We start from the raw sequence: 12,760 nt of genomic DNA on the forward strand, positions 1-12,760 counted from the left end.
AAATTCGTTCGTTCACCCTGTCTGTACCCCTTCCCCACCGCTGCAATTCACGGAGCCAGGCGCTATCTCTAAAGGCATGGCGCAAGCCGCACACAACAATAAAGCCCTCAGCAGGAGAGCAGCATGAAACAGACGCAATACGTGGCCCGCGAGCCCGATGCGAACGGTTTTATCGATTACCCGCCGCACGAACATGCGGTGTGGAACACCCTGATCACCCGCCAGTTGAAAGTGATCGAGGGCCGCGCGTGTCAGGAATACCTGGACGGCATCGAACAGCTCGACCTGCCCCACGATCGCATTCCGCAGCTTTCGGAAATCAATGCGGTGCTCGGCGCCACCACCGGCTGGCAAGTCGCCCGGGTGCCGGCGCTGATCCCCTTCCAGACCTTTTTCGAACTGCTGGCCAGCAAGCGCTTTCCGGTCGCTACCTTCATTCGCACGGAAGAAGAGCTGGATTACCTGCAGGAACCGGACATCTTCCATGAAATCTTCGGCCACTGCCCGCTGCTGACCAACCCCTGGTTCGCCGAATTCACCCATACCTATGGCAAGCTCGGCCTGGCCGCAACCAAGGAGCAGCGCGTGTACCTGGCGCGCCTGTACTGGATGACCATCGAGTTCGGCCTGATCGATACCCCGCAAGGCCGGCGCATCTATGGTGGCGGCATCCTGTCTTCGCCAAAGGAGACGGTCTACAGTCTTTCCAGCGAGCCGGAACACCAGCCGTTCGATCCACTGGAAGCCATGCGCACCCCGTATCGCATCGATATCCTGCAGCCAGTGTATTTCACCCTGCCGAACCTCAAGCGCCTGTTCGACCTGGCCCACGAGGACATCATGGGCATGGTCGAGCACGCCATGCAGCTTGGCCTGCACGCACCCAGGTTTCCACCCAAGGCGGCCTGAGCCGCCCTGCACACCTATAACAATCCACGGAAAAGAGATCCTTATGAACGCCTTGTCCCAAGCCCACTGCGAAGCCTGCCGCGCCGATGCGCCGAAAGTCAGCGATGAAGAACTGCCGGAACTGATCCGCATGATTCCGGACTGGAACATCGAAGTCCGCGACTCGATCATGCAGCTGGAGAAAGTCTTCCTGTTCAAGAACTTCAAGCACGCCCTGGCCTTTACCAATGCGGTAGGCGAGATCTCCGAGGCCGAGGGCCATCACCCGGGCCTGCTGACCGAATGGGGCAAGGTCACCGTGACCTGGTGGAGCCACTCGATCAAGGGCCTGCATCGCAACGACTTCATCATGGCTGCGCGCACCGACGAGGTCGCCAAGACCGCCGAAGGGCGCAAGTGATGCATTTCCAGGCCATCACCCGGATTCCGGGTGATCCCATCCTCGGTTTGATGGAGGCCTACGCCAAGGATCCGAACCCGGCGAAATTCGACCTGGGCGTGGGCGTCTTCAAGGATGCCCAGGGCCTGACACCGGTGCCCCGGGCAGTGAAGATCGCGGAACAGCGCCTGGTGGATCGCCAGTCGAGCAAGAGTTACGTCGGCGGCCATGGCGATGCCGCCTTTGGACGCCTGCTCTGCCAACTGGTGCTGGGCAAGGACTCTGCGCTGGCCGGTGCCACCCAGACACCCGGCGGCACCGGCGCCCTGCGCCTGGCGGCAGAGTTCATCCAGCGCTGCCTGCCGGGGCGCGGGATCTGGCTGAGCGATCCGACCTGGCCGATCCACGAGACCATCTTCGCCGGAGCCGGGCTGAAGGTCGGGCATTATCCCTATGTCGGCGCGGACAATCGCCTCGATGTGTCGGGCATGCTCGCTGCGCTGGAAGCGGCGCCCGAGGGTGATATCGTCCTGCTCCATGCCTGCTGCCACAACCCGACCGGCTTCGACCTGTCGCGGGATGACTGGGGCCGGGTGCTGGAAGTAGTGAAGCGGCGTTCGTTGCTGCCGCTGATCGACTTTGCCTACCAAGGCTTTGGCGACGGGCTGGACGAGGATGCCTGGGCAGTGCGCTTGTTCGCCGCCGAGCTGCCCGAATTGCTGGTCACCAGTTCCTGCTCGAAGAACTTCGGCCTGTATCGCGAGCGTACCGGCGCCCTGCTGGCTTGCTGTGCCGATACTGAGAAGCTGCTGGATGTACGCAGCCAGCTGGCGTTCATAGCGCGCAACCTGTGGTCAACACCGCCGGATCATGGCGCGGCGGTGGTGGCGGAGATTCTTGCTGATCCCGAGCTGAAAAGCCTGTGGACCAGCGAGGTCGAGGCCATGCGCCAGCGCATCGCACGCTTGCGCAACGGGCTGGTCGAAGCCCTGGTGCCACACGGATTGAGCGAGCGCTTTGCGCATATTGCCGAACAGCGCGGGATGTTTTCCTACACCGGGCTGTCGCCAGACCAGGTCGCGGCGCTGCGCGAGCGGCACAGCGTGTATATGGTCGGGACCGGGCGGGCCAATGTGGCGGGTGCGGATGAAGCGCGGCTGGATGTGCTGGCTGCGGCTATTGCCGACGTCTGCAAATAAGCACGACGCGGATCACTGTGGGAGCGGGTTCACCCGCGATTACGTATATGAATTCACCATCGCAATCGCGGGTGAACCCGCTCCCACAGTGATCGTGCCCTGCCTCTAATGTTGTAAATTTCCTACCAATCAACAGGAAAACCTCAATCTGTCATCCAGACTGCGGTATCCTGCCCCCGGCTTCACCGGAGCCGACGCGCTTTTTTGGCGTGAACTTCCCACCTACGACCACCTTGCGAGGAACGACGAGATGCATGAAATCCCGAATCTTCCCTTCCCAAGCCTGAACCAAGTCGAGCAGAAGCCGGCCCCCATCAACGCTGAACCCGCGCAGTCGGCGGATCAGCAAGGCGACGAATCGCCGAGCGCCGACCAGGAATAACCGCGCACCACAGGACGTGTGGAAACCTCGGTCGATCGACCGGTTTTCACACGCTCAAGAACACCTCCCTCCTCTTCGCTGCATTCCCCTCAGTAATCGACCTTACCGCGCCCGGCCTTGATCGCGCCGCGTTTGCTCTTGCCGTCCAGACGACGGGTTTTCGAGCCGAGGGTGGGTTTGGTCGGGCGGCGTTTCTTTTCCACTTTCACCGCCGCCAGGATCAGTTCACGCAGACGCTCGAGGGCGTCGGCGCGGTTCTGTTCCTGGGTGCGGTATTGCTGGGCCTTGATGATGATCACGCCGTCGCGGGTGATGCGGCTGTCGCTGAGCTGGAGCAAGCGCTCCTTGTAGAACGGCGGCAGGGAGGAGGCCTGGCTGTCGAAGCGCAGGTGCACGGCGCTGGAAACCTTGTTGACGTTCTGCCCGCCGGCGCCCTGGGCGCGGATGGCGTTCAACTCGATTTCTTCGTCGGGGATGTGGACGCTGTTGGAGAGTTGGAGCATTCGGAGGGGACCGGGTGGGAGATGCAAGCAGGATACCCGGTGTTGTCTGGACAATCATCGCTGCGTTGCCGCGGTCCGACAAGCCAGCTCCCACAGGTTACTCGATCGCTGTGGGAGCTGGCTTGCCAGCGATTGCGGCCTACTTGGTAGCGGGAGCTGCAACAGCTTCAGCCGTCATCCGCTTGCTCTTGAGCATGTAGCAGACCCACATCACCCCGAGCCAGATCGGCATGGCATACACCGACACCTGGATCCCCGGAATCATCAGCATGATGCCAAGAATGAACACCACCCAGGCCAGGCAGAAGTAGTTGCCGAACGGATACCACAGTGCCTTGAACAGCGGTTTCTGGCCGGTACGGTCCAGGTGCTGGCGGAATTTCAGGTGCGAATAGCTGATCATCGCCCAGTTGATCACCAGGGTCGCGACCACCAGCGACATCAGCAGTTCCAGCGCATGCTGCGGGATGAAGTAGTTGAGCAGAACGGCCACCAGGGTCACCGCAGCCGACGCCAGGATCGAACGCACCGGCACGCCGCGCTTGTCGATCTTCGCCAGGCTGGCCGGTGCGTCGCCCTGCTCGGCCATGCCGTAGAGCATACGGGCGTTGCAGTAGGTGCCGCTGTTGTACACCGACAGCGCTGCGGTCAGTACCACGAAGTTGAGGATATGCGCCGCGACATTGCTGCCCAGCATCGAGAAGACCTGGACAAACGGGCTGCCGCTGTACGAACCGCCGGCCGCGTCGATATTGGCCACCAGGCTGTTCCACGGGGTCAGCGACAGCAGTACCACCAGCGCACCGATGTAGAAGATCAGGATGCGGTAGATGACCTGGTTGATGGCTTTCGGGATCACGGTCTTCGGCTTGTCCGCTTCGGCCGCAGTGAAACCGAGCATTTCCAGGCCGCCAAAGGAGAACATGATGATCGCCAGGGCCATCACCAGCCCGCTGACACCATTAGGGAAGAAGCCACCGTGTTCCCACAGGTTGCTGACCGAGGCGTCCGGACCGCCGCTGCCGCTTACCAGCAGGTAGCTGCCCAGGCCGATCATGCCGACGATGGCCAGTACCTTGATGATGGCGAACCAGAACTCGGCCTCGCCGAACACCTTGACGTTGGCCAGGTTGATCGCGTTGATCAGGATGAAGAACGCCGCCGCCGACGCCCAGGTCGGAATCTCGGGCCACCAGTAGTGGATGTACTTGCCGACCGCGGTCAGTTCCGACATCCCCACCAGGATGTACAGCATCCAGCAGTTCCAGCCCGACAGGAAACCGGCGAAACCGCCCCAGTACTTGTGGGCGAAATGGCTGAAGGAGCCGGCCACAGGCTCTTCGACGATCATCTCGCCGAGCTGGCGCATGATCATGAAGGCAATGAAGCCGCAAATGGCATAGCCGAGGATCATCGACGGCCCCGCCGACTTCATCACCCCGGCCGAACCGAGGAACAGGCCGGTACCGATGGCGCCACCGAGGGCTATCAGCTGGATATGGCGATTCTTCAGGCCGCGCTTGAGCTCACCTGAATGCGGAGTTGTTCCACTCATGAACGAAGTCACCTGTTGTTTTTATCTGTGACGGGATCGGACCCGCCTCGCTCGTGGCGCGGCGGAATTGGCAAGGTGGTTACCTTGGGCCGGACGCGGCGGTTTCCGCGGACGAGCCCGGAAGATCAGCCTGGCGTCAGCCAGAATGCGCGGTACGCAGAAGGGTCACAGGTAAAACGCGGCGCCCTGTATACCCTTGCATTGACGCAGGGGTCAACACGCCGCGTAACGTTTTGATAACGACACGTAGCGTTCCCGCGGGAGAGATGGAGCCTCGGGGAGTGAATGGCGTACATCGCGCCCTCCGTTTTTGTTCTGTTTCTGTCCCGCTCTGCGGCGGGTCAGGCACTTGGCTGTCGGCCACATCAAGCCCGGTTTTCGGGGGCTTGAGCAAGAGATTGACGTAAGCGTAAAGGGGATCGAGAGAGGCTTCCGGCAAGGAATGTTTACAGGCTTCGACGGAGGCGGGATTGGGTAAAGAAAGAGCCGATTGGCGTAAGGATTTTTTTACAAGGTGGTTCAAAATATTTCCAGGCACTGCCTGATGCAGTGCCTGCAAGGGCCCCATCGCTCGCAAGCCAGCTCCCACAACGATCCCTGTGGGAGCTGGCTTGCCAGCGATGGGGCCCTTATAGACACCACAAGACCTTTTGGCACAAAAAAGCCAACCCGAAGGTTGGCTCTTTGTACACCTGGGCCCCTTACTCGGACCGCGGCTTGCCGCGACCGGCCCCCGGCCCGGAACGCTTCGGCGCCCCCGCCGGCTTGCGCCGTACATCGCTCGGACGCTCGGCCACGGTGGTACGGCCCTTGCGCCCGCCCTCTTCACGCGGCTGTCGCGCCGGACGCTCACCCGCAGGCGCTCCATCCTTGGCCGGACGCAGGGTGCGCACGCGCTCGCCACGGCCCACCGGCTTGCTGGATTTACGCTGCATGCGCTCCAGCTTGTCCTTGGTCTTGGCATTCATCGCCGGCATCGCTACCGGGGTCAGGCCCACTTCCGCCGCCAGGATGTCGATCTCGCCCTGGCTCATTTCGCGCCAGCGGCCCATCGGCAGGTCGGAGTTGAGGAACACCGGGCCGAAACGCACGCGTTTCAGGCGGCTGACCACCAGGCCCTGGGATTCCCACAGGCGACGCACCTCACGGTTGCGGCCTTCCATTACCACGCAGTGATACCAGTGGTTGAAACCCTCACCGCCGGGCGCCACCTGGATGTCGGTGAAACGCGCCGGACCGTCCTCCAGCACCACGCCTTCTTTCAGGCGGGCGATCATGTCGTCGTCGACCTCACCCCGCACACGCACGGCGTATTCGCGGTCCATCTCGAAGGACGGGTGCATCAGGCGGTTGGCCAGCTCACCGTCGGTGGTGAACAGCAGCAGGCCGGTGGTGTTGATGTCGAGGCGGCCGACGTTGATCCAGCGGCCCTCTTTAGGGCGCGGCAGGCGGTCGAACACGGTAGGGCGGCCTTCCGGGTCGTCGCGGGTGCAGATCTCGCCGTCGGGCTTGTTGTACATAATCACGCGACGCACGGACTCCGCGCTTTCTTCGCGCTTGATCAGGCGGCCGTCAACGGAAATCGCGTCGTGCAGGTCGACACGCTGGCCGAGGGTCGCGACCACGCCGTTGACCTTGATCCGGCCCTCGCCGATCCAGGCCTCGACATCGCGGCGCGAGCCGACGCCAATGCGTGCGAGTACTTTTTGCAGTTTTTCCCCGGCCGGACGTGGCGGGCTGTCTTGCAGGTCTTGTTCACTCATCTGGGCACCTCCCGGTGTAAAAAGTCGAATCTGGGTTCCTGATGCTGCGAGCACCAAAAAGGCCGCGAATCATACGCTGATCGTGGCGCAAACGCATCAGAGAGTAGACCGATATCGCGTTGCACGCTGGGCTTTGCGCCCGGCGGCGGTTCAGTTCCTCGGTTCTTCAGGCTCGGCCTCGGCCGGCTGCTCTTCGTCGCCGGCTTGCGGGAGATCGCGCAGCAGGTCGTCGAAGTCGGTTTTCAACCCCTCTTCCATGGCGTCCAGCTCCACCAGCAGCGAGCGGAAACTGGTTTCCTCCGCCGGCGGCTGCTCGTCCGGGTCGGCGCTGGCGTCAGCGAGCGCCTGCAGATGGGCCGGAACCGGCAAATCGTCGAGGTCGACCGGCGGCATGGGCGACGGCTCCATCTCGCGCAGCTCGGCCAGCGGTGGCAGTTCGTCGAGGCTTTTCAGGTTGAAGTGGTCGAGGAAGGCCTTGGTGGTGGCGAACATCGCCGGGCGCCCGGGCACCTCGCGGTAGCCGACGATACGCACCCACTCGCGTTCGAGCAGGGTCTTGATGATATTGCTGTTGACCGCCACGCCGCGCACATCCTCGATCTCGCCACGGGTGATGGGCTGGCGGTAGGCGATCAGTGCCAGGGTTTCCAGCAAGGCGCGGGAATAGCGCTGCGGACGTTCTTCCCACAGGCGGCCGACCCAGGGCGCGTAGTCTTCGCGGATCTGCAGGCGATAACCGGAGGCCACTTCCTTGAGTTCGAAGGCCCGGCCTTCGCAGGACTCGCGCAGCAGCTCCAGGGCTTCCTTGAACACTTCGGGCTCGGGACGCTCGGCTTCTTCGAACAGCTCGAACAGGCGATCCAGGGATTGCGCCTTGCCGGAAGCCAGCAGGAAGGCTTCCAGCAACGGCGCCAGGTCGTGGGGGTCAGTCAGGTTCATTGGGATGCTCGTGGATTACTCTGCCCGGGCCCGGACATGGATCGGCGCAAAGGGCTCATTCTGCACCAGTTCGACCAATTGTTCCTTGACCAGCTCGAGAATCGCCATGAAGGTCACCACTACGCCAAGCTTGCCCTCCTCGGCCTTGAACAGCTCGCCGAAGGCAACGAAGCCGGCGCCGCGCAAGCGCTCCAGCACTTCGCTCATGCGCTCGCGGGTGGACAGCGCTTCGCGGCTGACCTGATGGCTTTCGAACAGGTCGCTGCGCCGCAGCACCTCGGCCATGGACATCAGCACTTCTTCGATGATCACATCCGGCAACAACTTGCGCGCCTTGGCCTGCGGAGCCTCCAGTTGCGGCACCAGCACATCGCGACCAACCCGCGCAAGCTGGTCGATATCCTCGGCAGCGGCCTTGAAACGCTCGTACTCCTGAAGGCGGCGGATCAGCTCGGCGCGAGGATCGTCCTCTTCCTCCTCGGCGGTCTCGGCCCGTGGCAGCAACATGCGGGACTTGATCTCGGCGAGCATGGCCGCCATCACCAGGTATTCGGCGGCCAGCTCAAGGCGCACGATCTTCATCAGCTCGACGTAGCCCATGTACTGGCGGGTGATTTCCGCCACCGGGATATCGAGGATATCCACGTTCTGCTTGCGTATCAGGTAGAGCAGCAGGTCCAGCGGGCCCTCGAAGGCTTCGAGGAAGACCTCCAGGGCATCCGGCGGGATGTACAGGTCCACCGGCATTTCGGTCAGGGCCTGGCCATAGACCATCACCAGCGGCAGTTCCTGCTGGGCACCGGCCTGGGGATCGAGCGGCGCCTCGACGGTTTCGACCGCGCTCACGCTTCGACCATGAACGGGGTCGGGTCGCCGCAGCCGACCCGCACCACTTCAGGCTCGCCGTCGGCCAGGTTGATCACCGTGGAAGCCTTGAGGTCGCCGTAGCCGCCGTCGATGATGAGGTCGACGTGATGTTCGAGGCGCTGACGCATCTCGTAGGGGTCGGTCATCACTTCCTCATCACCGGGCAGGATCAGGCTCACGCTCATCAGCGGCTCGCCCAGTTCCTCCAGCAACGCGAGGGTGATTGGATGCCTGGGTACGCGCAGACCGATGGTCCGGCGCTTCTCGTGCAGGAGCAGGCGCGGCACTTCGCGGGTGCCGTTGAGGATGAAGGTGTACGGGCCCGGCACATGGGCCTTGAGCAGGCGAAACAGCCCGGTATCGATTTTGGCGAACAGCCCCATTTGCGACAGGTCGCAGCAGATCAGGGTGAAGTTGTGGTTTTTGTCCAGCTGGCGCAGGCGGCGCACCCGGTCGATGGCGCCCTTGTCGCCGATCTGGCAACCCATGGCATAGGACGAGTCGGTGGGAAATACCACCACCCCGCCCTTGCGGATGATCTCCACCGCCTGCTTGATCAGGCGCGGCTGTGGATTCTCCGGGTGTATCTGGAAAAATTGACTCACGTTGTCTTCCTGTTCAGGCGTCCGCGGATGGCTGCTCATGTTTGAATCGACGCCACAGAGGTGGCAGATCCTCCGGCAAGGGCCGGTAGACACCGATTTCCGACCAGGTGCCCGGGCCATGGAAGTCGCTGCCGGCACTGGCCAGCAGACCGAACTCGCGGGTCAGGATGGACAAGGTGCCGACCTGTTCCGCCGGCTGCATACCGTTGACCACCTCCAGAGCCTGGCCCCCGCTTGAATATAGTCGGCAATCAGGCGGCGGCGCTTGCTGCGGGTAAGATCGTAATGCATCGGATGGGCCAGGCTGACCCAGGCTCCGGACTGGCGCAGGGTCTCGACGGTGTCGTCGAGGGTCGGCCAGTGCAGCTTGACGTCCCCCAGCTTGCCGGCACCGAGCCATTTGCGGAAGGCCTCGGCGCGGTCCTTGACATGCCCGGCGCTGACCAGGAAATCGGCGAAATGCGGACGGGCCGGCGCGTTGCCGCTGTCGCCCAACGCCTGCTGGAGCGCCCGCGCGCCTTCCAGCGCACCGGGCATGCCCTTGGCCGCCAGGCGCCGGGAGATCTCTTCGGCACGCAGCCAGCGACCGCGGTGCAACGACTCCACCGCCTCGAGCAAGGGCGGCGCGTCCAGCGGGAAGCCGTAGCCCAGCACATGGATGGTGATGCCCGACCAGGTGCACGACAACTCGACCCCGCTGACCCACTGCATGCCGCGCTCGTGCATGGCCTGGCGGGCTTCGGGCTGGCCTTCGAGGGTGTCATGGTCGGTGAGCGCCATCACCCGCACACCCTGCTCGTAAGCGCGTGCGACCAGTTCGGTGGGGGTCAGCGAGCCGTCCGACGCGGTGCTGTGGCAGTGCAGATCAACATTCATGGGGTGACGCTTTTCCTCTCATTGAGGTTTGTTATTATGCCGGGACATCCCGCTCCTGGCTGCCACTGTGAAACAATTCATCGATTTCATCCCGCTGTTGCTGTTTTTCATCGTCTACAAGACCGAACCGCGACTGGTCGAGTTCGCCGGCCAGCACTTCGAGCTGGGGGGTATCTACAGCGCCACGGCCGTGCTGATCATCAGCTCGCTGGTGGTCTACGGCGCCCTGTTCATTCGCCAGCGCCGCCTGGAAAAAGGCCAGTTGCTGACCCTGGTGGCCTGCCTGGTGTTCGGCGGCCTGACCCTGGCCTTCCATAGCGAGACCTTCCTCAAGTGGAAGGCGCCAGTGGTCAACTGGCTGTTCGCCCTGGCCTTCCTCGGCAGTCACTTCATCGGTGACAAGGTGCTGATCAAGCGCATCATGGGCCACGCCCTGACCCTGCCGGACGCCGTGTGGAACCGTCTCAACCTGGCCTGGATCGCCTTCTTCCTGTTCTGTGGCGCGGCCAACCTGTTCGTCGCCTTCACCTTCCAGGACTACTGGGTCGACTTCAAGGTCTTCGGCAGCCTGGGCATGACCGTGCTGTTCCTGGTCGCCCAGGGTATCTACCTGTCCCGACACCTGCACGACAGCGATCCCACCACTCCCAAACCCGAGGAATGACATGCTCTACGCCATCATCGCCACCGACGTCGCCAACTCCCTGGACGCCCGCCTGGCCGCGCGCCCGGCGCACCTTGAGCGCCTGCAGCAACTGAAGGCCGAGGGGCGTATCGTCCTCGCCGGCCCGCACCCGGCCATCGACAGCAACGACCCGGGCGCCGCCGGTTTCAGCGGCAGCCTGATCGTCGCCGAATTCACTTCCCTGGAAGCCGCCAAGGCCTGGGCCGAGGCCGATCCGTTCGTGGCCGCCGGCGTCTACGCCAACGTCATCGTCAAGCCGTTCAAGCAAGTCCTGCCGTGACGGGTGCGACGCGCCGCCCGGCGGCGGTGCGTCGTCGACGCTTTAAATCTTCCCTGTTGCTCATTATTCTCATCGCCCTGCCGACAACGTCCTGAACATTCGTCTTGAATTACAGGAGTCATGATGCGTCAAGGTCCGTTGTCCCTGCTGCTGTGCCTGTCATTGCTGAGCCCGCTCGCCCAGGCCGAAGAGTCCACGCCGTTGTCACTGAGTGCCGGCAGCCAGATCACCGAATTGCAGCAGCGCCTGCAGGACAGCGAACGCCAGCGCGAGGCCCTGGCCCAGCAACTGCACAGCGCCGACAACGAACGCGAAAGCGCCCAGCTGGCGCGCCTGCGCCAGGAAAACCAGCGCCTGAAGCTGGCGCTCAAGGAAGCCCAGGCCAGCATCGCCCCGCGCCTGCTGACCGAACAGCAGCAATGGTTCGTGACCGGCGGCGCAGTGGCCCTGATCGCCGTGCTTTGCGGTATCTTTGCCAGCGGCAGCCACAGACGGCGCAAGCAATGGTTGAACTGAGTAAGACATGAGCGAACTGCTACTGATTGACGATGACCAGGAACTCTGCGAACTGCTCGTCCACTGGCTGGGCCAGGAGGGCTTCCAGGTCCGCGCCTGCCACGACGGCCTGAGCGCACGCAAGGCCCTGGCCGAACAGGCCCCCGCTGCCGTCGTGCTGGACGTCATGCTGCCCGACGGCAGCGGCCTCGAATTGCTCAAGCAGTTGCGCAGCGAGCACGCCGAGCTGCCAGTCCTGATGCTGTCTGCCCGCGGCGAGCCGCTGGACCGCATCCTCGGCCTCGAACTCGGCGCCGATGACTACCTGGCCAAGCCCTGCGACCCACGGGAACTCACCGCCCGCCTGCGCGCCGTGCTGCGCCGCAGCCATGCCCCGGCGACGCCGACCCAGGTGGAACTCGGCGACCTGAGCTTCAGCCCCGCCCGTGGCGTGGTCGAGATCGACCAACGCGAGCAGACCCTGACCCTTTCCGAAAGCCGCATCCTCGAAGCCCTGCTGCGCCAGCCCGGCGAGCCGCTGGACAAGCAGGAACTGGCCCAGATCGCCCTGGGGCGCAAGCTGACCCTGTACGACCGCAGCCTGGACATGCATGTCAGCAACCTGCGCAAGAAGATCGGCCCGCATGCCGACGGACGCCCGCGCATCGTCGCCCTGCGCAGCCGGGGCTACTACTACAGCTTGTGATGGCTATGTCAGCAGCAAGGCTCGTCCTCTTTACCCAGGCTTTACCGTCACCTGACCGCCGCTGACCTTGATCTCCATAAACTGGCCACATCCGGTAACGACCGGCCTTCAGAAAGGAGATACACCATGCGCAAGACCCTTATCGCCCTGATGTTCGCTGCCGCCCTGCCGACCGTCGCCATGGCCATGCCGGACGCCGGCCCGGGTCCGGGCCCTGACCACGGCCCACGCTTCAGCGAACATCACCGCGGTGGCGACCCGCTTGCCAGGCTGGACCTGACCCACGAACAGCGCCAGCAGATCGGCAAGCTGATGGGCCAGGAAATGAAAGACCGCCGCGACGTCACCCGGAAATACCTGGACAAGCTGCCCGCTGCTGAGCAGAAAGCCATGAAAGACGAGCTCAAGGCCAAGCAGGACAAGACCCAGGCCGATATCCGCGCCCTGCTCAAGCCTGAACAGCAAAAGCAGTTCGACGAGATGAAGAAAAAACGTGAGGAACGCCGTGCCGAATGGCAGGAGTTCCAGGCCTGGAAAGCCGAACATGGCAAAAAGGCCCAATAATCCATGAACCCCGCCCGGCCTGCGCAAGCAGGCCGGGCTTTTCCTGTTCGAGG

The 12,760-nt window shown here is 63.3% G+C and carries 15 protein-coding genes and 1 pseudogene; 9 read left to right on the plus strand and 7 right to left on the minus strand.

Features of this window, described 5'->3' with window-relative positions; translation table 11 throughout:
* The first annotated feature begins 123 nt into the window (after positions 1–123).
* The 4 genes from phhA to CSV86_RS32780 all read left to right on the plus strand — a co-directional run bounded on the left by phhA (position 124) and on the right by CSV86_RS32780 (position 2,869).
* A complete protein-coding gene (phhA, locus tag CSV86_RS17140) occupies positions 124–909 on the plus strand; it encodes a phenylalanine 4-monooxygenase (RefSeq protein ID WP_009405103.1) in 786 nt (261 codons plus the stop codon).
* A gap of 43 nt (positions 910–952) precedes the next feature.
* Positions 953–1,309 (plus strand): 4a-hydroxytetrahydrobiopterin dehydratase, encoded by a 357-nt coding sequence (locus CSV86_RS17145; RefSeq protein WP_009405104.1) that lies wholly within the window; start codon positions 953–955, stop codon positions 1,307–1,309.
* Entirely contained in the window at positions 1,309–2,487 is a 1,179-nt protein-coding gene (locus CSV86_RS17150) for an amino acid aminotransferase (protein ID WP_009405106.1), read from the plus strand. Before CSV86_RS17145 ends, CSV86_RS17150 begins: the two co-directional genes overlap by 1 nt.
* Before the next feature lie 250 nt (positions 2,488–2,737).
* A complete protein-coding gene (locus tag CSV86_RS32780) occupies positions 2,738–2,869 on the plus strand; it encodes a hypothetical protein (protein ID WP_009405108.1) in 132 nt (43 codons plus the stop codon).
* Between the two features lie 89 nt (positions 2,870–2,958).
* On the opposite strand, the gene arfB is transcribed toward CSV86_RS32780, so the two are convergent.
* The 7 genes and pseudogenes from arfB to CSV86_RS17185 all read right to left on the minus strand — a co-directional run bounded on the left by arfB (position 2,959) and on the right by CSV86_RS17185 (position 9,977).
* The gene (arfB, locus tag CSV86_RS17155; RefSeq protein ID WP_009405109.1) at positions 2,959–3,372 is read right to left on the minus strand and encodes an alternative ribosome rescue aminoacyl-tRNA hydrolase ArfB; all 414 of its coding nucleotides are present in this window, start codon (positions 3,370–3,372) and stop codon (positions 2,959–2,961) included.
* A gap of 139 nt (positions 3,373–3,511) precedes the next feature.
* A complete protein-coding gene (locus CSV86_RS17160; protein ID WP_009405110.1) occupies positions 3,512–4,927 on the minus strand; it encodes an amino acid permease in 1,416 nt (471 codons plus the stop codon).
* Positions 4,928–5,628: 701 nt separating this feature from the next.
* On the minus strand, positions 5,629–6,690 hold the full coding sequence (gene rluB, locus CSV86_RS17165; RefSeq protein ID WP_009405111.1) for a 23S rRNA pseudouridine(2605) synthase RluB: 1,062 nt from the start codon (positions 6,688–6,690) through the stop codon (positions 5,629–5,631).
* Between the two features lie 150 nt (positions 6,691–6,840).
* Positions 6,841–7,629 carry an SMC-Scp complex subunit ScpB gene (gene scpB / locus CSV86_RS17170; RefSeq protein WP_009405112.1) on the minus strand — a complete coding sequence of 263 codons (789 nt, stop codon included), beginning with the start codon at positions 7,627–7,629 and terminating at the stop codon, positions 6,841–6,843.
* 15 nt (positions 7,630–7,644) lie between these two features.
* Positions 7,645–8,475, minus strand: coding sequence for a segregation/condensation protein A (locus CSV86_RS17175; protein ID WP_009405113.1), 831 nt, complete (start codon positions 8,473–8,475; stop codon positions 7,645–7,647).
* The gene (locus CSV86_RS17180) at positions 8,472–9,101 is read right to left on the minus strand and encodes an L-threonylcarbamoyladenylate synthase (protein ID WP_009405114.1); all 630 of its coding nucleotides are present in this window, start codon (positions 9,099–9,101) and stop codon (positions 8,472–8,474) included. The genes CSV86_RS17175 and CSV86_RS17180 overlap by 4 nt, the downstream gene beginning before the upstream one ends.
* A gap of 13 nt (positions 9,102–9,114) precedes the next feature.
* A pseudogene (locus CSV86_RS17185) lies at positions 9,115–9,977 on the minus strand (PHP domain-containing protein).
* 67 nt (positions 9,978–10,044) lie between these two features.
* Here CSV86_RS17185 and CSV86_RS17190 point away from each other — a divergent pair.
* The 5 genes from CSV86_RS17190 to CSV86_RS17210 all read left to right on the plus strand — a co-directional run bounded on the left by CSV86_RS17190 (position 10,045) and on the right by CSV86_RS17210 (position 12,707).
* The gene (locus CSV86_RS17190) at positions 10,045–10,641 is read left to right on the plus strand and encodes a septation protein A (protein WP_009405116.1); all 597 of its coding nucleotides are present in this window, start codon (positions 10,045–10,047) and stop codon (positions 10,639–10,641) included.
* A 1-nt stretch (position 10,642) separates the two neighbouring features.
* Positions 10,643–10,942 carry a YciI family protein gene (locus CSV86_RS17195; protein WP_009405117.1) on the plus strand — a complete coding sequence of 100 codons (300 nt, stop codon included), beginning with the start codon at positions 10,643–10,645 and terminating at the stop codon, positions 10,940–10,942.
* A gap of 123 nt (positions 10,943–11,065) precedes the next feature.
* Entirely contained in the window at positions 11,066–11,458 is a 393-nt protein-coding gene (locus CSV86_RS17200) for an SH3 domain-containing protein (RefSeq protein WP_037061779.1), read from the plus strand.
* 7 nt (positions 11,459–11,465) lie between these two features.
* Complete coding sequence (locus tag CSV86_RS17205) at positions 11,466–12,143, plus strand: response regulator transcription factor (protein WP_009405119.1); 678 nt, start codon at positions 11,466–11,468, stop codon at positions 12,141–12,143.
* Between the two features lie 126 nt (positions 12,144–12,269).
* A complete protein-coding gene (locus tag CSV86_RS17210) occupies positions 12,270–12,707 on the plus strand; it encodes a hypothetical protein (RefSeq protein ID WP_009405120.1) in 438 nt (145 codons plus the stop codon).
* The last annotated feature ends 53 nt before the right edge of the window (positions 12,708–12,760 follow it).

The sequence above is a fragment of the Pseudomonas bharatica CSV86 genome (assembly GCF_000319305.2).
In the GTDB taxonomy this organism is placed as follows: domain Bacteria; phylum Pseudomonadota; class Gammaproteobacteria; order Pseudomonadales; family Pseudomonadaceae; genus Aquipseudomonas; species Aquipseudomonas bharatica.

Coding starts and splice junctions, on each gene's coding strand:
- phhA (WP_009405103.1), top strand. CDS start 124: ATGAAACAGACGCAATACGTGGCCCGCGAGCCCGATGCGAACGGTTTT.
- CSV86_RS17145 (WP_009405104.1), top strand. CDS start 953: ATGAACGCCTTGTCCCAAGCCCACTGCGAAGCCTGCCGCGCCGATGCG.
- CSV86_RS17150 (WP_009405106.1), top strand. CDS start 1,309: ATGCATTTCCAGGCCATCACCCGGATTCCGGGTGATCCCATCCTCGGT.
- CSV86_RS32780 (WP_009405108.1), top strand. CDS start 2,738: ATGCATGAAATCCCGAATCTTCCCTTCCCAAGCCTGAACCAAGTCGAG.
- arfB (WP_009405109.1), bottom strand. CDS start 3,372: ATGCTCCAACTCTCCAACAGCGTCCACATCCCCGACGAAGAAATCGAG.
- CSV86_RS17160 (WP_009405110.1), bottom strand. CDS start 4,927: ATGAGTGGAACAACTCCGCATTCAGGTGAGCTCAAGCGCGGCCTGAAG.
- rluB (WP_009405111.1), bottom strand. CDS start 6,690: ATGAGTGAACAAGACCTGCAAGACAGCCCGCCACGTCCGGCCGGGGAA.
- scpB (WP_009405112.1), bottom strand. CDS start 7,629: ATGAACCTGACTGACCCCCACGACCTGGCGCCGTTGCTGGAAGCCTTC.
- CSV86_RS17195 (WP_009405117.1), top strand. CDS start 10,643: ATGCTCTACGCCATCATCGCCACCGACGTCGCCAACTCCCTGGACGCC.
- CSV86_RS17200 (WP_037061779.1), top strand. CDS start 11,066: ATGCGTCAAGGTCCGTTGTCCCTGCTGCTGTGCCTGTCATTGCTGAGC.
- CSV86_RS17205 (WP_009405119.1), top strand. CDS start 11,466: ATGAGCGAACTGCTACTGATTGACGATGACCAGGAACTCTGCGAACTG.
- CSV86_RS17210 (WP_009405120.1), top strand. CDS start 12,270: ATGCGCAAGACCCTTATCGCCCTGATGTTCGCTGCCGCCCTGCCGACC.